This is a genomic window from Oscillospiraceae bacterium, from assembly GCA_025757985.1.
GTDB lineage: Bacteria > Bacillota > Clostridia > Oscillospirales > Ruminococcaceae > Gemmiger.
The window spans coordinates 1219212-1241876 of the sequence record CP107210.1; the positions used below are offsets into that span (position 1 = coordinate 1219212).

Annotated in this window: 23 protein-coding genes, 2 pseudogenes and 1 riboswitch; of the genes and pseudogenes, 18 read left to right on the forward strand and 7 right to left on the reverse strand. The window is 61.7% G+C overall.

The window, feature by feature from the left end; genetic code table 11:
• Positions 1-11 precede the first annotated feature (11 nt).
• The 8 genes from OGM67_06165 (at position 12) to OGM67_06200 (ending at position 8464) form a co-directional block, all read left to right on the forward strand.
• Positions 12-521, forward strand: a complete 510-nt coding sequence (locus OGM67_06165) for a tRNA (cytidine(34)-2'-O)-methyltransferase (protein UYJ35892.1) — start codon at positions 12-14, stop codon at positions 519-521.
• Entirely contained in the window at positions 518-1420 is a 903-nt protein-coding gene (locus OGM67_06170) for a DegV family protein (protein ID UYJ35893.1), read from the forward strand. The genes OGM67_06165 and OGM67_06170 overlap by 4 nt, the downstream gene beginning before the upstream one ends.
• A gap of 145 nt (positions 1421-1565) precedes the next feature.
• Positions 1566-1667: riboswitch (PreQ1-III riboswitch) on the forward strand.
• Between the two features lie 6 nt (positions 1668-1673).
• Entirely contained in the window at positions 1674-2198 is a 525-nt protein-coding gene (locus tag OGM67_06175; protein ID UYJ35894.1) for a QueT transporter family protein, read from the forward strand.
• A 16-nt stretch (positions 2199-2214) separates the two neighbouring features.
• Positions 2215-2859 carry an HAD family hydrolase gene (locus tag OGM67_06180; protein ID UYJ35895.1) on the forward strand — a complete coding sequence of 215 codons (645 nt, stop codon included), beginning with the start codon at positions 2215-2217 and terminating at the stop codon, positions 2857-2859.
• 142 nt (positions 2860-3001) lie between these two features.
• Positions 3002-3907: a DMT family transporter gene (locus tag OGM67_06185; protein UYJ35896.1), complete on the forward strand. Its 906-nt coding sequence runs from the start codon at positions 3002-3004 to the stop codon at positions 3905-3907.
• A 208-nt stretch (positions 3908-4115) separates the two neighbouring features.
• Positions 4116-6986, forward strand: coding sequence for a preprotein translocase subunit SecA (gene secA, locus OGM67_06190; GenBank protein UYJ35897.1), 2871 nt, complete (start codon positions 4116-4118; stop codon positions 6984-6986).
• A gap of 57 nt (positions 6987-7043) precedes the next feature.
• On the forward strand, positions 7044-7448 hold the full coding sequence (locus tag OGM67_06195) for a DUF3783 domain-containing protein (GenBank protein ID UYJ35898.1): 405 nt from the start codon (positions 7044-7046) through the stop codon (positions 7446-7448).
• Positions 7445-8464, forward strand: coding sequence for an FAD:protein FMN transferase (locus tag OGM67_06200; protein ID UYJ35899.1), 1020 nt, complete (start codon positions 7445-7447; stop codon positions 8462-8464). Before OGM67_06195 ends, OGM67_06200 begins: the two co-directional genes overlap by 4 nt.
• Before the next feature lie 57 nt (positions 8465-8521).
• Here OGM67_06200 and OGM67_06205 read toward each other — a convergent pair whose 3' ends face one another.
• The 4 genes and pseudogenes from OGM67_06205 to OGM67_06220 all read right to left on the reverse strand — a co-directional run bounded on the left by OGM67_06205 (position 8522) and on the right by OGM67_06220 (position 12369).
• Complete coding sequence (locus OGM67_06205) at positions 8522-8926, reverse strand: methylglyoxal synthase (protein UYJ35900.1); 405 nt, start codon at positions 8924-8926, stop codon at positions 8522-8524.
• Positions 8927-8961: 35 nt separating this feature from the next.
• Positions 8962-9687: pseudogene (locus tag OGM67_06210) on the reverse strand (AAA family ATPase).
• A 210-nt stretch (positions 9688-9897) separates the two neighbouring features.
• Positions 9898-11685, reverse strand: a complete 1788-nt coding sequence (locus OGM67_06215; protein ID UYJ35901.1) for a penicillin-binding transpeptidase domain-containing protein — start codon at positions 11683-11685, stop codon at positions 9898-9900.
• Positions 11686-11745: 60 nt separating this feature from the next.
• Positions 11746-12369 carry a hypothetical protein gene (locus OGM67_06220; protein UYJ35902.1) on the reverse strand — a complete coding sequence of 208 codons (624 nt, stop codon included), beginning with the start codon at positions 12367-12369 and terminating at the stop codon, positions 11746-11748.
• Between the two features lie 171 nt (positions 12370-12540).
• Here OGM67_06220 and OGM67_06225 point away from each other — a divergent pair, with 171 nt between their 5' ends.
• The 7 genes from OGM67_06225 (at position 12541) to OGM67_06255 (ending at position 18464) form a co-directional block, all read left to right on the forward strand.
• Positions 12541-13347 carry a Cof-type HAD-IIB family hydrolase gene (locus OGM67_06225; protein UYJ35903.1) on the forward strand — a complete coding sequence of 269 codons (807 nt, stop codon included), beginning with the start codon at positions 12541-12543 and terminating at the stop codon, positions 13345-13347.
• On the forward strand, positions 13348-13872 hold the full coding sequence (locus tag OGM67_06230; protein ID UYJ35904.1) for a DNA-deoxyinosine glycosylase: 525 nt from the start codon (positions 13348-13350) through the stop codon (positions 13870-13872).
• Between the two features lie 93 nt (positions 13873-13965).
• A complete protein-coding gene (locus OGM67_06235) occupies positions 13966-14595 on the forward strand; it encodes a 5-bromo-4-chloroindolyl phosphate hydrolysis family protein (GenBank protein ID UYJ35905.1) in 630 nt (209 codons plus the stop codon).
• 25 nt (positions 14596-14620) lie between these two features.
• Positions 14621-15799, forward strand: a complete 1179-nt coding sequence (locus OGM67_06240; GenBank protein ID UYJ35906.1) for a toxic anion resistance protein — start codon at positions 14621-14623, stop codon at positions 15797-15799.
• 197 nt (positions 15800-15996) lie between these two features.
• Positions 15997-16623 carry a hypothetical protein gene (locus OGM67_06245; GenBank protein UYJ35907.1) on the forward strand — a complete coding sequence of 209 codons (627 nt, stop codon included), beginning with the start codon at positions 15997-15999 and terminating at the stop codon, positions 16621-16623.
• Positions 16624-16645: 22 nt separating this feature from the next.
• Positions 16646-17647 carry a TPM domain-containing protein gene (locus OGM67_06250; protein UYJ35908.1) on the forward strand — a complete coding sequence of 334 codons (1002 nt, stop codon included), beginning with the start codon at positions 16646-16648 and terminating at the stop codon, positions 17645-17647.
• 49 nt (positions 17648-17696) lie between these two features.
• Positions 17697-18464, forward strand: coding sequence for an SDR family oxidoreductase (locus OGM67_06255; GenBank protein UYJ35909.1), 768 nt, complete (start codon positions 17697-17699; stop codon positions 18462-18464).
• A 258-nt stretch (positions 18465-18722) separates the two neighbouring features.
• On the opposite strand, the gene aroF is transcribed toward OGM67_06255, so the two are convergent.
• Complete coding sequence (gene aroF / locus OGM67_06260) at positions 18723-19742, reverse strand: 3-deoxy-7-phosphoheptulonate synthase (GenBank protein UYJ35910.1); 1020 nt, start codon at positions 19740-19742, stop codon at positions 18723-18725.
• Positions 19743-20109: 367 nt separating this feature from the next.
• Here aroF and ybaK point away from each other — a divergent pair.
• Together ybaK and OGM67_06270 are read left to right on the forward strand one after the other, a co-directional pair.
• Positions 20110-20604, forward strand: a pseudogene (ybaK, locus tag OGM67_06265) (Cys-tRNA(Pro) deacylase).
• Entirely contained in the window at positions 20604-21395 is a 792-nt protein-coding gene (locus tag OGM67_06270) for an rRNA pseudouridine synthase (GenBank protein ID UYJ36199.1), read from the forward strand. The pseudogene ybaK and the gene OGM67_06270 overlap by 1 nt, the downstream one beginning before the upstream one ends.
• Before the next feature lie 12 nt (positions 21396-21407).
• On the opposite strand, the gene OGM67_06275 is transcribed toward OGM67_06270, so the two are convergent.
• Positions 21408-21584 carry a hypothetical protein gene (locus tag OGM67_06275; GenBank protein ID UYJ35911.1) on the reverse strand — a complete coding sequence of 59 codons (177 nt, stop codon included), beginning with the start codon at positions 21582-21584 and terminating at the stop codon, positions 21408-21410.
• A gap of 7 nt (positions 21585-21591) precedes the next feature.
• Positions 21592-22296, reverse strand: a complete 705-nt coding sequence (locus OGM67_06280) for a hypothetical protein (protein UYJ35912.1) — start codon at positions 22294-22296, stop codon at positions 21592-21594.
• Here OGM67_06280 and OGM67_06285 point away from each other — a divergent pair.
• Positions 22274-22546 carry a hypothetical protein gene (locus OGM67_06285; GenBank protein UYJ35913.1) on the forward strand — a complete coding sequence of 91 codons (273 nt, stop codon included), beginning with the start codon at positions 22274-22276 and terminating at the stop codon, positions 22544-22546. The genes OGM67_06280 and OGM67_06285 overlap by 23 nt on opposite strands.
• Positions 22547-22665 lie beyond the last annotated feature (119 nt).

Sequence of the window (22665 nt, forward strand, 5' to 3'; positions counted from 1 at the left end):
ACTGTGAATGTATGCCAATCTTAAACATTGTACTGGTCGAGCCGCAGATCCCGCAGAATTCCGGCAACATTGCGCGGACCTGCGCGGTGACGGGCGCACGGCTGCACATGGTAGGCCCGATGGGCTTTGCCGTGGACGACAAAAAATTGAAGCGCGCCGGGCTTGACTACTGGCACCAGCTTGATATAACATATTATCAGGATCTGGCGGAGTTTTTTGCCAAAAACAAAGGCCCGTTTTTTTATTTTACATCCAAAGGCCCGCGCCGCCATGTGGATGTGAGTTACCCCGACGGCGCCTATCTCGTCTTTGGGCGGGAGGATGCCGGGCTGCCGGAGGAACTGCTGGCCGCCCATGAAGCAGATTGTGTGCGTATGCCCATGCGCCGGGGCGAGCGCTGCCTGAACCTGTCCAACGCGGTGGCGGTGGGTGTGTATGAAGCGCTGCGCCAATGGGATTTTGCCGATTTGGAAACCCACGGGCAGTTGACCCGCTATGAATGGAGTGAGGATGTAAAATGAGCAAGATCGGTTTTTTGACGGATTCCTGTTCCGATATTCCGCAGGAGCTTGCGGACAAGTACGGCATCGAGGTTGTTGGCTTTCCCATCAACCTTGACGGTGTTGAGTACATGGAGCGCAAGGACTTTACGAACGACCAGTTCTACCAGATGATGCGCGATGCGCAGGGCGTGCCGACCACCGCGGCCATTACCCAGCTGCAGTTCTGTGATATTTATGCCCGCTATGTCGATGAGGGCTACACCGATTTGGTCTACCTGAGCATCAACGCCGGCGGCTCCAGCACCTATAACAACGCCGTTAAGGCCATCGAGCTGCTCGAGGAGGAGCGCCCCGGCTTCACAATGAAGATCCAGGTCATCGACAGCCAGAATTATTCGATGCCCTACGGCTGGTATTTCTGCGAGTGCGCCCGCAAGGTGCGCAACGGCGGCGAGCTGGCCGCCTGTGTGGGTGAGCTGAAGCAGAAGCTGGACTGCGTGGAAATCTGTCTGGCCGCCTACAGCCTGAGGCAGATGAAAAAGTCCGGCCGTGTCAGCGCCGCCGCCGCAGTGGTGGGTGACCTGCTGGGCATCCGCCCCATCATCAGCCTGAATGCCGGTGTCTCGAAGGTCGAGGCAAAGGTGCGCGGCGATGCCGCCGTGCCTGCTGCCATGCTGAAATGGGTCGAGAGCCGCGTGGATTCGATGAAGGACACCCCCTACATGGTGGCCTACACCTCCAGCACTGCCAAGCGGGATGAGCTGGCCAAGCTTTGCAGAAAGGCGTTCGGCCATCCGCCGCTGATCGTGTTCCAGCTTGGCGGCGTTGTCAGCGCCAACACCGGCCCCGATGCCATTGCCATCGTCTATGAAGGGCACCCCCGCAACCTTGAGGCGTATGCGCCGCAGCTGCCGTGATTTCCGGTTCACGGGCGGCAGCGGCACAGCCGCCCCTCATCCGGCCTTCGGCCACCTTCCCCCAAAGGGGAAGGCAAATAAGAAAAAAGAAATTCCCCGCAGGCCTTGCAACAGCCTGCGGGGTTTGCTATAATACAAATTTGTTGAGCAACTTAGGATTTTAGGCTCCGCCGCCTCCTCTGCGGGAGGCGGCGCAAACCCCGCAAGGCTGGCGGTCTTGCGTGCGGTCAAAATCTATCCGCCGGAGTATTGTATGAATATGAAAAAAATGTCCGTCAACCGTCTGGTGCGCTGCGCTGTCATCGCGGCCGTCTATGTGGTGGTCTGTCTGGCGCTTGCCCCGTTCAGCTATGGGGCGGTGCAGGTGCGCGTGGCTGAGGCACTGTGCCTGCTGCCGGTTTTCGGCGCGGAGTACATTATCGGCGTCACGCTGGGCTGCCTGCTGGCGAACCTGCTGGGCTCCACCGTCATTGATGTGGTGTTCGGCACGCTGGCCACGCTGCTGGCCTGCCTTGTGACCTACAAGCTGCGTGACATCCGCGTCAAGGGTCTTGCCATTCCGGCGTCCCTGCCGCCCGTTGTTTTTAATATGCTCATCGTGGGCGCGTTCGAGATTACCTTCTTCTTCTCGGACACGGCCCCGACGCTGGCGCTGGCCTGCTTCAATGCCGTGGCCGTGGCCATCGGCGAGCTGATCAGCTGCACCGTGCTGGGTGTGGCGCTCGTCAAGCTGATCGAGAGCAATGAAAGCCTGAAAAAGATTTTTACAGAAGAATAAAAACGAGGTAACCTCTATGCGCCCGGAACTGATTTTGTGGGATTGGAACGGTACCCTGCTGGATGATGTCGAACTCTGCGTGGACGCGCTCAACCGTCTGCTGGCAGACTTCGGCTACCCGCAGCGGTACGACCGCGATCAGTACCGGGCGATTTTTGGCTTTCCCATCGAGGAATATTATACCCGCGCCGGGTTTGACTTCTCCCGCCACAGCTTTGCCGAGCTGGCAGCGCGGTATATGGAGATCTATGTCCCCGCCAGCGAGGTCTGCCCGCTGATGGACGGTGCGGCCGAGGCGCTGCAGGCATTCCGCAGCGCCGGGCTGCGGCAGGTCATTTTATCGGCCAGCAAGAGGGACACCCTCTGCCAACAGGTCGGGCAGCGCGGCGTGACCCGGTATTTTGACCGGCTGCTGGGCCTGAGCGACATCTACGCCAAGAGCAAGGTGGAGATCGGCCTTGCCTATTTAAAAGAGGAAGGCTTCGACCCTGCCCGGGCGGTGATGATCGGGGATTCGGTCCATGATTTTGAGGTGGCGCAGGCGCTCGGCGTGGGCTGCGTTTTGCAGTCCGGCGGCCACCAGCCGGCGGAAACGCTGCGCAAAACCGGCGCACCGGTCGTGGCCGGTTTGCGGGAGGCCGCAGCGCTGATTTTGGAATGAGCGCTTACGGGAGGCTGTAGGGGCGGATGCTTGCATCCGCCCGGGTGGCGGCGAAGACGCCGCCACCCTGCAAACAACTGCCTACCGTTATGCTGCGGGTCGATGCGAGCATCGACCCCTACAAGCAGAGGGGTAAAATATAATGTCTGACCGTGTAAAAGGCGCCTGCCTGACGATGGGCGGTGCGGCATGCTGGGGTGTTTCGGGCTGCATGGGGCAGTATCTGTTCACCCGCGAGGGGATGGATTCCACCTGGCTTGTGCCGATCCGGCTGTTTCTGGCCGGGCTGATTCTATGCGGGTATTTCTGCATCCGGGACCGTAAAATGCTTTTTGATCCGTGGAATATACGGAAAAATCCGCGCAATGCTATTGACCTGCTAGTTTACGGTTTGGCCGGTGTCAGCTGCTGCCAGTTCACCTATTTTCTGACGATCCAGCTGTCCAGTGCGGGCATGGGGACGATCTTGCAGGACCTCTCCCCTGTCATTATTCTGCTGGTGGTCTGCATCCAGCAAGGGCGCGGGCCGCAGGTGTTTGAGATTTTCTCCATCCTGCTGGCGCTGGTGGGCGTTTTCCTCATCACGACCCACGGCAGCCTGACCGGGCTGGCCGTCAGCCCGGCGGCGCTGGCCTCGGGCGTTGTCAGCGCCTGCTGCGTTGCCATCTATACGATGTGGCCGAAAAAATTGCAGGAGCAGTACCCCACCCCGATGCTGCAGGGCTGGGCGTTCTTGATGGGCGGCATTATGTTTGCGCTCATCTTCCGCCCGTGGCAGATCGACTATGTGCCGACGGCGATGGGTGTGTTCGGTATTTTCACGGTCGTGGTGCTGGGCAATGTGCTGGCGTTCAGCCTGTATATGTCGGGTGTGCCGCTCATCGGCCCGCAGCGGGCAAGCCTTTACAGCTTTGCCGAACCCGTTACGGCGGCCATCATCAGCACACTGGTGCTGGGCTCCCCCTTTACGCTGTGGGATGCGCTGGGCTTCGGCTGCATCTTTTTGATGCTGGTGCTGCTGAGCCTGCCGGCTAAAACAAAAGCATAATAAGCAAAAGGCTGTCCGCACAGGGCGGCCTTTTTTGCTGCCGTGTAGGGGCCGGGCATGCCCGGCCCCTACAACAATATAATAAATAAACCCAATGTAACTATGAATTGACATATCCCCCCGCCCGGGTGTATTATAGTAGCATGTGTAAAACTATATAATCAGCCGCACCTCTACGATATGCGGCGGAAGATACAGGGGAACTGTTATGTCTTTTTTTGAAAAACTGTTCGGCTCCTTCTCGGACAAGGAACTCAAGCGCATCAACCCTATCAAGGATAAGGTCCTTGCCCTTGAGCCGGAGATGGCCAAGCTGACCGATGAGCAGCTGCAGGCCAAGACGGCCGAGTTTAAGGAGCGCCTTGCCAAGGGCGAGACCCTTGATGATATCCTGCCGGAGGCGTTTGCAGTCTGCCGCGAGGCGGACTGGCGCGTGCTGGGCATGAAGCCCTACCCCGTGCAGATCATCGGCGGCATTGTGCTGCACCGCGCCTGCATTGCCGAGATGCAGACCGGTGAAGGTAAGACGCTGGTGGCAACCATGCCCACCTACCTCAACGCCCTGACCGGCGAGGGTGTGCATGTCATCACCGTAAACGACTATCTGGCCCGCCGCGACTCTGAGTGGATGGGAAAGGTCTACCGTTTTCTGGGGCTTACTGTCGGTCTGGTCGTCCATGGCGTGGAATCGGATGACCGCAAAAAGGCCTATGAGGCCGATGTCACCTACGGCACGAACAACGAGTTCGGCTTTGACTACCTGCGCGACAATATGGTCGTCTACAAGGCCAACATGGTCCAGCGCGGCCATGCCTTTGCCATCGTGGACGAGGTGGACTCCATCCTGATCGACGAGGCCCGTACCCCGCTTATCATCAGCGGCAAGGGCGAGGATTCCAGCGTGATGTACAAGCGCGCCGATGACTTTGCCAAGACGCTGAAGAAGAGCGTCATCGTCGAGCTGGACGACAAGGTCGAGGCCGAGGAGCAGGTCGACGGCGATTATGTCGTGGACGAAAAGCGCAAGACTGCCACCCTGACCGAATCCGGCGTCAAGAAGGCCGAGGCATTCTTCCATGTCGATAACCTGGCCGATGCCGACAATATGTCGCTGCGCCACTATGTGGACGGTGCCATCAAGGCGCGCGGCGTCATGCACCGCGACATTGACTATATCGTCAAGGACGGCGAGGTCATCATCGTGGATGAGTTCACCGGCCGCCTGATGTACGGCCGCCGCTTCAATGAGGGCCTGCATCAGGCCATTGAGGCCAAGGAGGGCGTGACCGTTGCCGCCGAGAGCAAGACGCTGGCTACTGTCACCTTCCAGAACTACTTCCGTATGTACAAAAAGCTGGCCGGTATGACCGGTACAGCCTCCACCGAGGCCGATGAATTCAGCGAGATCTACGGCCTGAACATTGTCAGCATCCCCACCAACAAGCCCCGCGCCCGTCAGGACCTGCCCGACAGCGTTTACAAGACCGTCAACGGCAAGTACAACGCCGTCATTGATCAGGTGGCGGAGTGCCACGCGAAGGGCCAGCCCGTGCTGGTCGGCACGGTCAGCGTTGAGAAGAGCGAGGCGCTGTCCAAGCTGCTGAAAAAGCGCGGCATCGAGCATAATGTTCTGAACGCCAAGCAGCATGAGCGCGAGGCGGAGATCGTTGCGCAGGCCGGCAAGCAGGGCGCTGTGACCATCGCCACCAACATGGCAGGCCGCGGCACCGACATCATGCTGGGCGGCAATGTGACCTACATGGCCAAGGCTGCCCTGAAGAAGGAGCTGTCCAAGGCGCTGACCGCCGATCTGGCCCAGCTGAAGGACGAGTACGAGCATGCCAAGGCGCGCGCCAAGGCCAACGGCACTGAGCTGCCCACCCCGCCGGAGGTCGGCATTGACGCGAAGCTGGAGATGCTGATGACCGAGTGCGACGGCCACGCCGAGACCGAGGACGCCGAAATTCTCCACGCCCGCAAGCGCTTTGAGGAGCTGTGCGAGGAGTTTGCCCCCGAGGTCAAGCGCGAGGCCGAGGTGGTCCGCGCTGCGGGCGGCCTGTTCATCATCGGCACCGAGCGCCATGAGAGCCGCCGTATCGACAACCAGCTGCGCGGCCGTGCCGGCCGTCAGGGTGACCCCGGTGCCTCCCGCTTCTTCCTGAGTCTTGAGGATGACCTGATGCGCATCTTCGGCGGCGACCGCGTGCAGAACCTGATGGACTCCCTGGGCCTTGACGAAGATGTACCCATCGAGAACAAGCTCATCACCAACACGATCGAGAGCGCCCAGAAAAAGCTGGAGGCCTCCAACTTTGCAATTCGTAAACAGGTGCTGCAGTATGACGATGTCATGAACCAGCAGCGCGAGATCATCTATAAGCAGCGCCAGATGGTGCTGGACGGCGAGGATATCTCCGGCAAGCTGCATGAGATGATGCGCCAGTCTATTGATGATGCCTGCGCGAACTACCTGAACGGCGAAACGGCCGATGATTGGGACTTTGCCGGTCTGCGCCGCCACTTTATGAACTGGCTGTGCCTGCCCACCGACTTCAACTACACCACCGAGCAGCTGGGTGAGCTGACCCGCGAGGGCATTGCCGATGAGCTGTACAAGCGCGGCATGGATATCCTGACCGCGAAGGAAAAGCGCTACGGTGAAAAGACGATGCGCGAGCTGGAGCGCATCTGCCTGCTGCGCAATGTTGACTCCAAGTGGATGGAGCATATCGACAATATGGACCAGCTCAAGCAGGGCATGGGTCTGCGCGGCTACGGCCAGCATGACCCCGTGGTCGAGTACCGCATCGAGGGCTTTGCCATGTTCGATGAGATGATCGCCTCGATCCGCGAGGATGCCGTCCACATGCTGCTGACGATCGAGATCCGCCAGCAGAATGCCGAGCCCAAGCGCGAGCAGGTGGCCAAGCCCACCGGTGAGGGTGCCCCTGCACAGGCCGGTGCCAAGGGTGCCGCCCCTGTCCGCGTGACGAAGATCGGCCGCAACGACCCCTGCCCTTGCGGCAGCGGTCTGAAGTGGAAAAAGTGCACCTGCAAGGAGTACCACCCCGACCTGTAAAACCAAGTAAGGCGCTGCCCGGTACATGGCAGCGCCTTTTTTGAATGAGGTAACACCATGAAAGCCCGAATCATCCGTGAACCCCGGTGCGCCCTGCTGTGGCGCATTGATGAAAGCTACCCCAACTACGCCGCCATTGAGCGCGCGGCCAAGCGATATGAGGTGAAGCTGCGCCGTGTGGCAGATGGCGACCTCGGCGGCATTGTGGGTGACCTCTGCGCGGGCAAGCCTGCCCCGGCTGCTGCGCCGCTCATTGCTGTGCCGGACCGCCCGGCCATTATTATCAGCGGTCTGCGCCATGATACCGGTGAGCTGGGCGCGTTCCTTGACCTGGTGCAGGCAGGCGGCGCGTCCATTCCGGTGCGCAGCATGGTCACGCCCACCAGCAAAGGCTGGATGCTGGCGAATCTGCTGCTGGAATTGAACACCGAGCACGAAACTGTACAAGGAGAAAAAGCGTGAAGCGCCGCCTTGCTGCGCTGGCGCTGGCCATGCTGCTCTGCCTGCCGCTGACAGCCTGCCAAAAACAGCAAAAATTGTACAGTGCGACTTGGTTTGACCTGTTTGATACCGTGGCCGTGGTGCAGGGCTACGCCGCCAGTCAACAGGACTGGGACCGGCAGACGGCGGTGCTGTATGACGATCTGGCGCACTATAATCAGCTGTTTGACATCTACAACCATTACGACGATGTTGTGAACCTGTACGATGTGAACGCGCAGGCTGCCGCCGCACCAGTGCGGGTCGGGGATGAACTATACGCATTTTTGCGCTGGTGTAAGGACACCGCCTACCCTGCGACCGATGGCGCGACAAACATCGCTGCGGGTGCGGTGCTGCGCCTGTGGCACGATGCGCGGGAGAGTGAATCCCCCGCCCCGCCCGCTGCGGATGCCATTGCGGAGGCACTGCAGCACATCAACATCGAAAACTTGATTTTGGATGATGCTGCGCAGACTGTCTGCTTTGCCGACCCGGATATGACGCTGGATGTCGGGGCGGTCGGCAAGGGCTACGCCGTGGAGCAGGCTGCCCGGGCCGCGCAGGCGCGCGGCTTTACGAGTGCCCTGCTGAATGTCGGCGGCAATCTGCGGGCCATCGGCACCAAGCCCAGCGGAAAGCCGTGGACGGCGGGTGTTGAGAACCCGTGGGGCGATGACCCTGCGTATATTCAGGCCGTTGAGCTGGCCGATGGGGACAGCTTGGTCATCAGCGGCGATTATCAGCGCTATTTTGAGTATGAGGGCGTGCGCTACGCCCATTTGATCGACTTGACCACGGGCTACCCCGCTCGCTATGTGAGCAGCGTGGCAGTGCTGGCCCACGCCGAAACCGGCGGCTTGGCCGATGCGCTCTCCACAGGGCTTTTCTGCCTGCCGGAGCAGACCGGCCGCACCCTTGCAGACCGGAACGGTTGGGCCGTCCTGTGGATGCACACCGACAAAAGCACGGCCCAAAGCACAGACTGGCCGCAATAAAGCAGAAAAAAGAGCCGCCGAACATTCGGCGGCTCTTGCTGTATCAAAGTCGTTACTTCAATGCTGCGGGTTGATGATGGTGCGCCAGTCGAGGTCACCGTGCTCCAGACCGTGGATCAGGACTTCGGCGGTGGCGATGTTGGTGGCAACAGGAATGTTGTGGACATCGCAGATGCGCAGCAGGTTCATCTCATTGGGCTCATTGGGCTTGGCGCTGATGGGGTCGCGGAAGAAGAGCAGCATGTCCACTTCTTCACAGGCGATGCGCGCTACGATCTGCTCGGCGCCGCCATGGCCGCCGGGGAGAAATTTTGTGACCTTCAGTCCGGCGTTCTCCTCGACCAGACGGCCGGTGGTGCCGGTCGCCAGCAGACGGTGCTGTTCCAGAATATGGCGGTAAGCCATACAGAACTGCACCATCAATTCCTTTTTGGCGTCATGGGCTATCAATGCGATCGTCATAAAAATGCCACCATCCTTCGCAGCAGAATTGTTCATCAAAAGGTCAGGGGTACGCGCTGCCCGCACAGCCGTTTTGCCATTGCCTGTGCGGCAATGACGGCGGGATCCCCGGCGGGCGGTATCGTGCCGTTGGCACCGGCCAGCTGCAGCGTGCGGCTCTCGGGGATGACTGCCAGCAGCTGGGCACCCACGGTGTCGATACATTCATCCAGATCGGCTACCGAGGCGTTTTTCCCGAAGCTCTCCCGCCGGACACGGTTCATGACCAGCCGCACAGCACTCTGCGGGCGGGTCCCGGCCAACAGGCGGTCCGCCACGATCTTGCCGTCACGCAGGGCCACGGCATCGGGGGTCAGTACCAGCAGGGCCTTATCCGCCACGGCGGCGGCCGCTGTAAACGGCGCGCCCATGCCGGCGGCGGTGTCCAGAATTACATAATCAAAATAGGGGCGCATGGCAACGAGGAGCCGCCCCAGAGGTGCGGCCTCCACCGCGCCGCCCTCATAGGGGGCGCTGATGACCGACAGCCCCGGGTAGAGCGGGCTGGGCACCACAGCCTTGGCGCCCTCACACCGGCCGCAGAGGACATCCTCGATGTCGTACACCGTGCGGCCGTAGACGCCTGCGATAATGTCCACGCTGCGCAGACCTGAGTCCAGCTCGATCAGCAGGACCTTACGGCCCAGCCGTGCAAGGCAGGCACCCAGCAGCACAGAAACCGTACTTTTGCCGGTACCGCCCTTGCCGGAGCAGACCATGATACACTGTGCGTTCATGTCGGCTCCTCTCCACAGTTGCATTACACTATCCTACCTTATTTTAACACACTTCCGCCCGGACTGCAACTGGCTTTTTCGTAAAATATAACAGGTCTTTTTTGAAGAAAATCACGATGCGGGACACTTTTTGCTGCGGCCACAGCGGCAGGCCGCCCAACCGGGGCGCAGCGGTACCAAAATCGCGGAAACGATTCATCCGCCGAACACCGCATCCAGCACGGCCCGCAGGATCGGGGCGGCATTTGCACCGCCGCCCCCGTATTCCAGCACAACGGCCGCCGCGATCTGCGGGGCGTCGGCGGGGGCGTAGCCGATCAGCACTGAGTTGACATAGTGCCCGCCGTCGGGGAGCGTGTCTGCCAGCTGGGGACTGCCGGTTTTGGCGGCGCACAGGACAGGAGCCTCCCGCAGAATGCGGGTGGTCTGCGCCATGCGCTTCATGCCATCGCGGATCGGGCCGAACACCGCTTCGCCGCCCGGTATCTCGGTGAAGGAGACCGGATACTGCCAAAGAACCTCGCCGGTGGCGGAATTGACGGCCCGGTCGGCAAAATGCAGTGCAGGGCGCTGCCCGCTGTTGGCCAGTGCCGCTGCATAGGCTGCCAGCTGCAGCGGGGTCACGGCGGTGTTCCCCTGCCCGATGGCGGCCATCAGGGTCAGGCCGGCCTGATAGTTTTCATCGGTCGTCCATGTCAGGCGGCCGTGCGCCTCGGCAATTTCCACGCCGGTGGGGGCGGCCAGCCCCAGCTGCCGGGCCATGGCGGAAAAGGCATCTACACCCAGTCGCCGCCCGACATCGTAAAAAAAGATGTTGCAGCTGTATTCCAGAGCGGTGCGCAGATCGACAGGGCCGCTGTGGCCGTACTGCAGGCAGCCGGGCTGGTAGCCGCTGTAAAAGCCGTAACGGCCGGTGCAGCTGACGGTGGCAGCCGGGTCGATGCCCGCTGTCAGTGCCGCTGCGGCCACCGCCGGCTTGAAGGCGGATCCCGGGGCGTACAGACCCTGACAGACCCGGTCGAGCAGCGGTGCGGCGGCATCGGCGGAAAGCGCGGCGTAGTCGATGCGGTAGGCGTTCAGGTCGAACCCCGGCACATTTGCTGCCGCCAAAATGCCGCCGGTGCGCACATCGACTACCACGGCAGCCCCGGCGCGGCATTCCCGCCCGGCTCCGGCGGCCCGGGTCGTGCGCAGGGTGTTGATCTGGCCGAGCAGGGCATCCTGCAGCATTTTTTGCAGTGCGCTGTCTACGGTCAGTACCAGCGCGGCCCCGGGGCGTGCCTCCCGCAGCTGGACGGTGCGGCGCACCGTGCCGTCAAAGCCGGTGTTGATCAGCAGCCGCCCGTCCTGCCCGCGCAGCAGTGCATCGTAGGCGGCCTCCAGTCCGCTCTGGCCGATGACGGCGTCCATGGCAAGGCCGCGCTGTCTGGCGGCGGGCCACTGCTCGGCAGTCAGGGGGCCGGTAAAGCCCAGCGCGTGGGGCAGCAGCGCACCGTCCGGCCAGCTGCGCACGCCCCGGGCTGCAAGCCGCACGGCACCGCTCTGGACAAGCTCGGCCCGGTACAGCGCAGTCAGCAGGGCGCTGTCCGCGTTCCGGGCCACCGCCAGCTCCCCCGCCGAGGCGGCAGAACAAAAGGCAGCAAGCTGTGTTTCCACATCCTTGCTGCCTGTCAGTTCCTCTATGGTTTGTACGGTCTTGCGCAGGTCGGTGCCGGGCGGGGCCGGTATGCGCAGGTAGATATCGTATACGGTGGCATCGCGGGCCAGCACGGCACCGCCGGCGTCCAGAATAGGGCCGCGCGCGGCGTGCTGGGTGACGGTATAGCTGGCCGAGCTGGCCTCGGCGGCCTTGTCGGCGTAATAGTCAGCCTTGACGAACTGCATCCAGGCCAGCCGTGCAAAAAAGGCGGCAAATACCGCGCTGCACAGTACCATCAGCACCGCAACGCGGGCGCGGCGGTGTGATTTATTGTGGTTGGCCATGGGATCACCTCATGTCGTGGATTTCAAACACATTTATTATAGCGGAATTTCGACAAAATATCAATCGGTGCGCACAAAATATACGGCGGCGTGCAGGTCGGCGGTATCGGTCAGCGGGGCGGATGCCGTCAGCCCGTCCGCATCGGGGACCGGGGCTGCGGCCAGTATACCCAGCCAGTCCCCGCCCGGGGTGGTCACGATCTCCCCGGCGGTCAGCGTGCAGTCGGCGGGCAGGCCGGTCAGCACCCACTTTCCCGGCGCGGCCAGCCCAACGCAGCTGCCGCACAGCCCGGCTGCTGCGGTAAAGGCTGCGGTGCAGCAATTACCGTCCGAGCTGGTCACGGTCCCCGCGTACCGCCCGCCCGCGTCCAGCACGGCGGCACCGGGCGCGGCATCCGGGCAGGCCAGCGTAAGCCCGCCCGGCGTCCGGGCCAGCACCCGCGCCGGGGTGACGCAGCCGATGGCGCGCCCGCTGCCGAGGAGACTGCGCAGGGCCTCATTCTCGGCAACTGCGTCTGCGCTGGCTGCAAGACGCTGATGCAGCGCAAAATTTTCCTGCTGCAGGGCATCGAGCCGCGCAGTGTACCGCGCCCCGATGACCCGGTCAGCCCGGGCTGCCGCTGCGGGCAGGGCTGCCGCCAGCCGCGGCAGGCAAAACCAAAGCACGGCCGGAACCAGCGGCAAAAGCCTCCAGCGCCGCCGCCTGCGGGAACGCGATAGATCCAGCTGCACAAACATCACCCCAAGGCAGAATATGCCTTGCGGGACAGGGTTAGACTTTGGTATAATAGAATCAATCAAATACTTGCCTCCCTCGCAGATGGGGTTAGGAAAAATCAGGAAAGGTCAACTTTTATGCAATACAAGCTTCTTTTACTCGATATAGACGGCACGCTGCGCCCCGGCAGCTGTGAGCGCGTGCCGAAGGAAAACGCCGAGGCGGTCTGCGCCGTGCAGAAGGCGGGTGTCAAGGTAGCGATCGCCACCGGGCGCGGGCGCATCGGCGTGGGCAAGGGGCTGCTGCGCAGCATCCGCCCCGATTACTGGGTCTGCGCCGGCGGTGCGCAGCTGGTGGACTACAAGGGCTGCGATCTGGCCCTGCACCGGCTGACAAGCGAGGAAATGTACGCGCTGGTGGATTTTTTTGAGGATCATGAGCTGCCCCTGCGCTTTACCTACCACGATGCGAACTACGCCTACCTCGGCTATGAGGAATTCGCCCGCCGTGAGCGGGAGAAGAACCTTGCGCTCAACATCGTGGACGGTGAGGATCAGGACCAGCATCTGCAGGAGACGCCGTTCGGCGCGTTCGGCTTTCTTTCGCAGGAGATGGCCGACCGGTTTCAGGAAAAATACGGCTATCTGGGGCTGAGGTTTCTGTTCTCCTACCCCGGCGGTGACGGCTGCGACATCCTGCAGCAGGGCATCGACAAGGGCACGGGTCTGCGGGAGCTGGCAAGGCTCGCCGGTCTTGACCCGGCGGAATGCGTGGCCGTGGGTGATGGGGACAACGATGTGGCAATGCTGCAGGCGGCAGGCCTCGGCATTGCCATGGGCAACGGCAGCGCCGCCGCAAAGGCCGCCGCAGACCGCATCGGCCCCGATGCCGAACCGCACGGCATTGCGGAGCTGTGCCGTACCCTCTGGCCGGAGGCGTTTTGAATGGCTGAGTACACCCATGTGGGGCCGGGCCTGCCGCCGCTGCACGGGGTGCAGGCCAATGCACTGATTTTGGGCAGCTTTCCCAGCCCCAAAAGCCGGGAGCAGGGCTTTTTCTACGGCCACAAGCAGAACCGCTTCTGGCCAATGATCGCCGCCGTGACCGGTGAGCCTGTGCCCGATTGGGCGGACATTGAGGCGAAGAAACGCATCATCCTGCGCCACGGTCTGGCCGTGTGGGATACCATCGGCGCATGCGACATACGCGGGGCGTCAGATGCGTCCATCCGCAACGCGGTGCCGAACGATGTGGCGGCGCTGATCCGGCAGCTGGGGGTGCAGGTGGTCTTTTGCAATGGCGCGGCATCCGGTCGTATCTACGCCAAATATGCAGAGCCTCTGACCCACCTGCCCGCTGTGGTGCTGCCCAGCACCAGCCCCGCCAACGCCGCATGGTCCCCTGCGCGCCTGCAGGCGGTCTGGGGCGCGGCGCTGGCACCATTTTTGCACGCGGATGGTTGCAAGTGAACGGATTTTGTTCTATAATGAATTTGTGCCAGACTCCCGCAGGGGCGGATAGGGAATCCGCCCCTGCGGAATGAAAATACGGGAGGTGCCTGCATGAGCAAATGGCAGGAAAAAACCAAACGCCCGGTGCTGCCCATTTATATGGCGGCGCTGGTGTGGCCGGTCGGGGCGCTGCTGCTGCCGCCGTACCGCCTTTCCAACCTGCTGATTCTTGCGGGGCTGAGCCTGATCGCCTACGCAGTGGGGACAAAGCTCTGCCCCACCCGCGTGGTGCGCACGCTGATCCCCTACGCCACCGGCAGTGAGGATGTGGACGCGATGCTCAACGGCATTGCCGCCAATCTGGATGCACTGCACAAGCTGAACGAAGCGATCCCTGACCCGCAGCTTTCCGCTGCGATGGAGCGGATGGAAAAGGCGGGCCGCAGCATTGCCGCTGTGGTTGAAAAAACGCCCGATAAAGCGCGTGCCATCGACCGCTTTGCGCGCTATTACCTGCCGGAGACCGTAAAGCTGATGGCCACCTATGCCGCGCTGGAGCAAAACGGTGTCAAGGGGGAGAATGCCGCCCAGATCGAATCGGAGCTGCGCCGCAACGCCGCGACCACCGCGACCGCCTTTGAAAACCAGCTTGACGCGCTGTACAGCGCAGAGGCAATGGATATTTCTACTGATATTGAGGTGCTGGACAGTATCCTGAAGAGCCAGAACCTTGCGAAATAATGGATATGAGAAAGGATGAAACCCAATGGCTGATCTGAACAATGAACTGAATGTCCCCGCCGCCCCTTCCCTGACCTTTGACGCCGCCCCGGCGGCTCCCACGCTGACGCTGGATCCCGCTGCGGATGAAAAGGTCATCGAGGAGAGCAAAAAAGCGACCCCCATGCAGGTCGAGGATACCCCCCTCTCCCCCGAGGAGCAGAAGATGGTGAATGACTTCGCTGAGAAGATCGACATCACCAACTCCCAGATGGTGCTGCAGTACGGTGCTGCCAGCCAGAAAAAGCTGAGCGATTTTTCCGAGACGGCGCTCTCTCGCGTCAAGACGAAGGACATGGGGGAAACCGGCGAGCTGATTACGAGCCTGATTTCCGAGCTGCAGGGCTTTGATGCCGGTGCCGAGCAGCCCAAGGGCATCTTCGGCTTCTTTAAAAAGACCACCAACAGCATCGAACAGCTCAAGACCCGCTACGACAGCGCCGACAAGAATGTTGAGCGCATCAAGGCTCAGCTGGAGGATCATCAGGTCACCCTGATGAAGGACATCACGATGCTGGACAAGATGTATGAGCTGAACCTTGTCTACTTCAAGGAGCTGACGATGTACATTCTGGCCGGCAAAAAGAAGCTGGCCGAGGTCCGCGCCAACGACCTGAAGGCTGCGCAGGAGAAAGCCCAGCGCACCCAGCTGCCCGAGGATGCACAGGCGGCCCGCGATCTGGCCGATCTCTGCGACCGGTTTGAGAAAAAGCTGTACGATCTGGAGCTGACCCGCAATGTTTCCATCCAGATGGGGCCCCAGATCCGGCTGATCCAGTCCAATGACACGATGATGGCCGAGAAAATCCAGACCACCATCGTCAACACCATCCCGCTGTGGAAGAACCAGATGGTGCTGGCGCTGGGCATTGCCCACAGCCAGCAGGCCATGCAGGCCGAGCGCGCCGTGACCGATGCCACGAACGAGCTGCTGAAAAAGAACGCCGCAACCCTCAAGCAGGGCACCATCGAGATTGCCAAGGAGTCCGAGCGCGGCATCGTGGACATCGAGACCCTGCAGCAGACGAACAAGCAGCTGATCGAAACGCTGGACGAGCTGAACAAAATCCGTGCCGACGGCAAGGCCAAGCGCGCCAATGCCGAGCAGGAGCTGGGCCGCATCGAGGGCGAACTGCGCCAGAAGATGCTTGAGATCAACAGCTGAAAATTGCCGCAGGGGCGGCGTAATTAACGCCCCGCAAATTGACACCGGCTTTCCGGGTGGATTGTAGGGCGGCCAGCCCTCTGGCCGCCGCAGAGGGGTCAAGACCCCTTCCTGCAGACCTACCTTAAAATGGGCGGCCTCTGAAAACAAGAGGGCCGGGCATGCCCGGCCCCTACAGCACAATATAGGTATTAGCAATGCAACTCGAACAACAGGAAACCTTTACCATCCATGGCCCGCAGCTGGAAATTCTCGGCGAGGTCGAGACAAAGCTGCCTGCACCCGCCAAAAAGCGCGGTGTGGCATCGCTGGTGCTTGTCGCACTGGCGCTTGTGTCGGTGTTTGGCATCGGTGGCGCAAGGCTGAAAGGGACGCAAACGGCGGCCGTTGCCGCCTATACCGAGATGTGTACAACAAACAGCGGCAGAACCGATACGGGCAGACTGGCGCAGGCCGCCGCACAGGTCGTTGCCGAGGCAGGAACGATCTTGGGCGAGGATAACGCAGCGGTACAGCAGGCGCAGAAGGCGGTAAACGAGTATATCGGAGACATCAGCCGTCAGCAGCCGATTGTACACAGCGAGATGATCAATGCGGTCGAACTGGCCTATAAAACGGCGCATGCCCAAAGGGATAAGCAGGACCGCAGAGAGTTGGACATTGCGCACGATGAGTTCACCTCATACGAAAATATCATCGTGCGGGAGTATCTTACAAAATACAACAAGTATGCCGCTGTTGTAAATTCCACCGCCTTCCCCACAGCGCAGCTTGGCGCCCTGTGGGGGGTAGAGACGATGCCGACATTCACACTGCTTGGATAAGCGTATAACAAAAGGAAACGCTATGAAACTGAAAACATTTGCCGGGCGCGCGGCGGCCGCAGGTGCGGTGCTTGCGGCGCTGGTGCTGGCGGCGCTGCCCGTCTGGGCAGCACCCCGCGTGCAGGTGGATAAGAAAAACGCCGTGGCTGACCACGCGGACATTCTTTCCGCCGAAACGGAAAACTACATCAATGACATTTCAATCAGCTTGTCCGATGCCTGCGGCGCGCAGATCGGCGTTTACACGGTCGATGAGCTGCTGGGCAACACGACAATGGAGGGCTTTGCCTACAATGTCTTTAACGACTGGGAGCTTGGCTCTGCCGACCAGAACAATGGTGTGCTGCTGCTGCTGGCCCCCTATGAGGCCGACGGCGGCGACTACTACATCATGCGCGGCTCCGGGCTGGAAAGCCGCCTGTCCTTCAGCACGCTGGGTTCCCTTCTGGACGAGTACATGGAGCCCTATTGGGCTACCGGTGATTACGACACCGGCACCCAAAAGACCGTGCAGGCGCTGGCCGACCGGCTGTGCAGCATCTACGGTGTGACGCTGGACAGCGGTTACACCGCCAACACGGCCGCACGCGGAGGGGTGAATGTGATGGGCATGATCCTTCTGATCATTGCGGCGATCCTTATCATCTGGATCACCACGGTAGTGCTGCGTCCCCGCGGCCCGCGTCCCCCGCGGCGCGGCGGCCGTGGCGGCAGTATCGGCAGCAATATGTTCTGGTACGGCATGGGCCGCGCATCCCGGAGGCCCCGCCGCCCGCCGCCTCCTCCCCCGCCGCCCTACGGCGGCTTCGGCCCCGGCCCGGGCGGCCCGCGTCCCGGCGGGCCAAGACCCTCCGGTGGGCCGCGTCCTTCGGGCGGATTCCGCGCAGGCGGCGGCTTTACCAGTGGCGGCGGTGCAGGCCGCAGCCGTCCCTCCGGCGGGTTTGGCAGTTCGCGTCCCTCGGGCGGCGGGTTCCGCTCGGGCGGCGGCTCCACACGCGGCGGCGGTGTGGGGCGGCACCATTAAAGGCGAATGCCGCATACCGCACGATTTCCGATAAAAGAAGGAGATACCTATGCCTAAGTTTGCAGTTATCACCGGTGCCAGCTCGGGCATCGGCGCTGAATTTGCGCGGCAGCTGTCTGCCCGGGGGTATAACCTGATGCTGGTGGCCCGCCGCGCTGACCGGCTGGAAACGCTGTCTGACCATCTTACGACCGTCTGTGAGATCATGACGGCGGATCTTTCCAAAAAGAGCGAATGTCTGCGGCTGGCCAAGGCGCTGGAGGACCGCCGGGTGGATCTGTTTATCAACAATGCAGGCTTTGGCGACTGCGGGCCGTTTTTACAGACCGAACTGGACAAGGATCTGGATATGCTGTCCGTCAATATCCGGGCGGTGCATATCCTGACAAAAAAGATCGGCCAAAAGCTGTATAAGCAGGGCTTCGGCGCGCTGCTCAATGTCGGCTCCTGCGCCGGCCTGATGCCCGCCGGCCCCTATATGGCGACCTACTACGCCACCAAGGCCTATGTGGTCAGCCTGACCAGCGCCCTTGCGCAGGAGCTGAAGGAGGCCCACAGCCCGGTGTATGCGGGCTGCCTCTGCCCCGGCCCGGTGGACACGGAGTTCAACGCCGTGGCGAATGTTGAGTTCGCCCTGCGCGGCATCACGCCGGAATACTGCGTGCGCTGTGCGCTGGACGGCATTGCCCGCCGCAAGACGGTTATTGTACCCAGCCGGCTTGTGGCGGCCGGTATGACGCTGGGACGCTTTCTGCCGAGGCCGGTCTATATCAAGATCGCAGCCCACCAGCAGAAGAAAAAATTGTACCAGAAATAAAAAATGCCCGCTGTCTGTGCCAGACAGCGGGATTTTTTGTAGGGGCGGGCATTGCCCGCCCGCGGTTGTGTGCGGCAACCGCCCTGTGCGGCGGGGTGAGGGCACCCCGCCCTACATCCGACAGTACCGTTATATGTAGGGCGGCCTGCCCACAGGCCGCCGTGGAACATAGTGGCAGTCGCAAAGCTCCCGGGTCGTCGAGGACGCCGACCCCTACATGTAGGGGCGCATTCCATATGCGCCCGTGTACGCAGTGGCTTAGTTCAGCGTTTTCCCGAAGAACTCCAGCTCCGGCTTGATGGTGGCCATCAGCGTGTCGAACTGGTCGGGGGTCAGGCTCTGGGCACCGTCGCTCTTGGCCTTGGCGGGGTCGTTGTGGGTCTCGATCATCAGGCCGTCCGCACCGACTGCCACGGCGGCCTGTGCCAGTGCGGGTACCATAAAGGCGATGCCGGCGGCGTGGCTCGGGTCGATCACGACCGGCAGATGGGTCATCTTTTTCAGCATAGGCACGGCGGAAATATCCAGCGTGTTGCGCATGCTCGTCTCAAAGGTGCGGATGCCGCGCTCACACAGCACGACATTGGGGTTGCCCTCGGCCATGATGTACTCAGCACTCATGACCAGCTCCTCCAAGGTGGAGGAAAGGCCGCGCTTGAGCAGCACCGGTACATCCAGCTTGCCGACCGCCTTGAGCAGCTCAAAGTTCTGCATGTTGCGCGCGCCGATCTGGATCATATCGACCTTGGCGTCCAGAAACAGCGGGATATGCTCGTTGTTCATCAGCTCGGTCACGATGGGCTGGCCGGTGACTGCGCGGGCCTCCTGCAGCAGCTCCAAACCTTCGGCGCGCAGGCCCTGAAAGCTGTAGGGGCTGGTGCGCGGCTTGAACGCGCCGCCGCGCAGGATGCTGGCCCCGGCGGCCTGCACCCGCTGCGCCACAAAGGTGATCTGCTCCTTGCTCTCAACGCTGCAGGGGCCGCTCATGACGGCAAAGTAGCCGCCGCCGATCTTGTGACCGCCGACATCGACCACGGTGTCATCCGGGTGGAATTTGCGGTTGGCCTTTTTGTACGGCTCGGACACGCGGCGGCAGGTCTCGACGACCGGGTTGGCCAGCACCCAGCTTTCGGCAAGGGCCTTGGTATCGCCGATCAGGCCCAGAATGTGGGTGTCGCTGCCGACGGAATCATTGATCTGATACCCCATGCCGTTGAGCTCTTTGCAGAAGGCTTCGACCTTGTCGGCGGGGGCGTGCTGTTTCAGTACGATAATCATGGTGGTATACTCCTGTCTTTTCTGCTTCTATTGTCTTACACGCAGGTGTTTTTGTCAATGCCGATATTCTAACACTTTAAAGCGCTAAAGTCAAGCCCCCTTGCGAAAATTGTTTAGGGGTTATATAATAGGAACGCAAAGGCTTCCCCCCTTGGGGGAAGCTGTCCGCGAAGCGGACTGATGAGGGGCGGCCTTGCCATTATTGCCCAACAGAGGGTTGCCAGGAACACGCGCCCCTCATTCGGCCCTGCGGGGCCACCTTCAGTCTACGCGCTAAGAGCCGCCTACGGCGGTTGCGCTCCGACACGCGCCTGCGGGCGCAGCCCCTCGGGGAAAGGCATAGAGACAGATAAAGAGGTTTTCAGATATGGCAAAAGAAGCAAAAACCAACGCAATGCGGATGCTTGAGCGGGCAAAGGTTGCCTACACTGCGCATGAATACCCCCATGAGGAAGGGCAGGCTGTCGACGGCGCGAACGTGGCGCGCCTGACCGGGCAGGACCCGGCCAAGGTGTTCAAGACCCTCGTCACGCAGGGCGCTGACCGCAATTACTATGTCTTCGTCGTGCCGGTGCTGGCCGAGCTGGACCTGAAAAAAGCCGCCAAGGCCGCCGGTGTCAAGAGCGTGGCGATGATCCATGTAGCCGACATCAACAAGGTCACCGGCTACATCCGCGGCGGGTGCAGTCCTGTCGGCATGTAAAAGCAGTTTGTGACCGTCTTTGACGAGAGCTGCTTGGCGCAGGACACGATGCTCGTCTCCGGCGGGCGCATCGGCACCCAGATCGAGTGCGCCCCCGCCGATCTCGTCAAGGTCACGCGCGGCAAGACGGCGGCCATCACGCAGGAGCATGGCGCATGATGCGACTGGACAAGTATCTGGCCGAGCGCACCGGTATGACCCGCAGCGAGAGCCGCAAGGCCGTGACGAAGGGCCGCGTCATGGTGGGGGGCATGGTTTGCCGCAAGGCGGACACCCAGCTTGACGAGCATACGGCCGAGGTTGCGCTGGACGGCACGCCGCTGGCGGGCGCATATCAGGCGTTTGTCTATATCATGCTGAACAAGCCTGAGGGGGTCGTGAGCGCAAGCCGGGATAAGCGGGATACCACGGTGGTAGACCTTGTGGCGGCGGACTTTCCCCGGCGGGAACTTTTCCCGGCCGGGCGGCTGGATAAGACCAGCACCGGCTTTGTGCTGCTGACCGATGACGGCGCGCTGGCGCACGACATCCTCTCCCCCGCGCATCATGTTGAAAAGCAATATGTTGTTACGCTCGACACAGCACTGACCGAGGAGATGCGCCGCGGCTTTGCCGCAGGCGTCACGCTTGCGGACGGTGAGACGATGGCCCCGGCAGGGGCAGAGCCGCTGACCGATGACGGCAAGACCGTTCTGGTGACGCTGCGGCAGGGCGTGTACCACCAGATCAAGCGGATGTTCGGCGTCTATGGCGCGGGTGTGAATGCCCTGCACCGCCGGAGCATCGGCGGCGTGGCGCTGGATGCCGCACTGGCCCCCGGACAATGGCGGGAGCTGACGAAGAAGAAGTGGAGAAATAACGGCAGAAGGTGTGATTTCTGCCGCACGGCAGGGCCGGACAGGTCCGGCCTCTACAGATCTATAAAAATAAATTCGGCCACTCATTTTTGAGTGGCCGTTTTTTTATTCATGCACATACACCGTTTCACTGGGGGTCAGCGCCACGGTAAAATCCATATCGCTGTAGTTGGAGAGCGTGACCTCGGTGTTCTCGGTCAGGGTGATGTGGCGGAGCGTATCGACATAGTCGGGGTCGCCGTAGAGCCATGCGCTGCAGTACATTGTGCGGGTATTCTCCATCGGCAGGTCAAAGGCAAAGTAGCCGCTGCCCCGCCGTGCAGGTCACGTCGTAGACGCCGGGGTCGATGTCCTCACCTACCAGAAGATACAGGCTCTCATCACTGTCGCTGAGGGTGTACGCCGTATCGCCGACCAGCGGATTGGGGGCGGTTTCAGTGGGCAGTGCATCGACTTGGGCGTTGCTGCTGTGGAAGTACAGCGTGCCATTGCCGGTCAGAAACAGCACGGTGCCTGCCGGCAGCGGAACATCGTCCCGCTCACTGTCGATGGTGTCATAGCCGTTGGAGGACAGATCCTCGTAGATTTCAACACCGTGCTCATCGCTGACGATGTGCAGGTCAATGGATGTATTGCTCTCGGCACACTGGATGGTGTAGGTGCCCTCGGGCAGATCCTGCCCTACGGTGTACAGGCCCGCAGTCAGGCTGCCATCCCAGTCCGCACCCGCGGCGGGCACAGTGCCGCGCAGGTCGTCATAGGCGTTGCTGTAGGCTTCTGTTGCCTGTTCCTCGGCAGGCAGGGGCGGCTCGGGGACAGGGGTGACTGTGCTGCGCTGCAGCAAGAGATAGAGGGCGGGCAGCAGCAGGAACAGCGCCGCAGTGATAAGGCTCCATGCGGCAGTGCCTGTACGCTTGGTGGTGCAGATCCCGGCACGGCGGGCGGTGCGCACAACGGCGCGCGGGGGCCTCGTGCCGGTCGGTGCCGCTGTCATGCAGATGGGCGGTGCGCTCTTCCTCGTCGTAGCCGTCCACCTTGGGGCGGCTGCCGGTGGGCCGCACGCGGTGCAGCACATCCTCGCCGTTGACGCGGTGGTAGTGGGCACTTTCGCCCCGCAGGGTGTAGGTATGTTCGGGCGGGATGGGCATGCCGCATTCCTCACATCGGCCATTGACGACCCGCCCGCCGCACAGGCTGCATTTTTGCATGGTATCGCCTCCTCTTTTACTCATTATACAGGATAAAAGCCTCCCTTGTCAAAGGGGAGGTGGACGCCGTAGGCGGCCGGAGAGATTCTGACGGGCCGTGCCATAGCTGCTCGTCACACCCGCAGCCGGGCAGGAATCCCTCCGCCTTCGCTAAC

Bases quoted from the DNA above. Each gene is read 5' to 3' on its own strand.
- OGM67_06165 (UYJ35892.1), top strand. From the start codon at position 12: ATGCCAATCTTAAACATTGTACTGGTCGAGCCGCAGATCCCGCAGAAT.
- OGM67_06170 (UYJ35893.1), top strand. From the start codon at position 518: ATGAGCAAGATCGGTTTTTTGACGGATTCCTGTTCCGATATTCCGCAG.
- OGM67_06175 (UYJ35894.1), top strand. From the start codon at position 1,674: ATGAATATGAAAAAAATGTCCGTCAACCGTCTGGTGCGCTGCGCTGTC.
- OGM67_06180 (UYJ35895.1), top strand. From the start codon at position 2,215: ATGCGCCCGGAACTGATTTTGTGGGATTGGAACGGTACCCTGCTGGAT.
- OGM67_06185 (UYJ35896.1), top strand. From the start codon at position 3,002: ATGTCTGACCGTGTAAAAGGCGCCTGCCTGACGATGGGCGGTGCGGCA.
- secA (UYJ35897.1), top strand. From the start codon at position 4,116: ATGTCTTTTTTTGAAAAACTGTTCGGCTCCTTCTCGGACAAGGAACTC.
- OGM67_06195 (UYJ35898.1), top strand. From the start codon at position 7,044: ATGAAAGCCCGAATCATCCGTGAACCCCGGTGCGCCCTGCTGTGGCGC.
- OGM67_06205 (UYJ35900.1), bottom strand. From the start codon at position 8,926: ATGACGATCGCATTGATAGCCCATGACGCCAAAAAGGAATTGATGGTG.
- OGM67_06215 (UYJ35901.1), bottom strand. From the start codon at position 11,685: ATGGCCAACCACAATAAATCACACCGCCGCGCCCGCGTTGCGGTGCTG.
- OGM67_06225 (UYJ35903.1), top strand. From the start codon at position 12,541: ATGCAATACAAGCTTCTTTTACTCGATATAGACGGCACGCTGCGCCCC.
- OGM67_06230 (UYJ35904.1), top strand. From the start codon at position 13,348: ATGGCTGAGTACACCCATGTGGGGCCGGGCCTGCCGCCGCTGCACGGG.
- OGM67_06235 (UYJ35905.1), top strand. From the start codon at position 13,966: ATGAGCAAATGGCAGGAAAAAACCAAACGCCCGGTGCTGCCCATTTAT.
- OGM67_06240 (UYJ35906.1), top strand. From the start codon at position 14,621: ATGGCTGATCTGAACAATGAACTGAATGTCCCCGCCGCCCCTTCCCTG.
- OGM67_06245 (UYJ35907.1), top strand. From the start codon at position 15,997: ATGCAACTCGAACAACAGGAAACCTTTACCATCCATGGCCCGCAGCTG.
- OGM67_06250 (UYJ35908.1), top strand. From the start codon at position 16,646: ATGAAACTGAAAACATTTGCCGGGCGCGCGGCGGCCGCAGGTGCGGTG.
- OGM67_06255 (UYJ35909.1), top strand. From the start codon at position 17,697: ATGCCTAAGTTTGCAGTTATCACCGGTGCCAGCTCGGGCATCGGCGCT.
- aroF (UYJ35910.1), bottom strand. From the start codon at position 19,742: ATGATTATCGTACTGAAACAGCACGCCCCCGCCGACAAGGTCGAAGCC.
- OGM67_06270 (UYJ36199.1), top strand. From the start codon at position 20,604: ATGCGACTGGACAAGTATCTGGCCGAGCGCACCGGTATGACCCGCAGC.
- OGM67_06275 (UYJ35911.1), bottom strand. From the start codon at position 21,584: ATGGAGAATACCCGCACAATGTACTGCAGCGCATGGCTCTACGGCGAC.
- OGM67_06280 (UYJ35912.1), bottom strand. From the start codon at position 22,296: ATGACAGCGGCACCGACCGGCACGAGGCCCCCGCGCGCCGTTGTGCGC.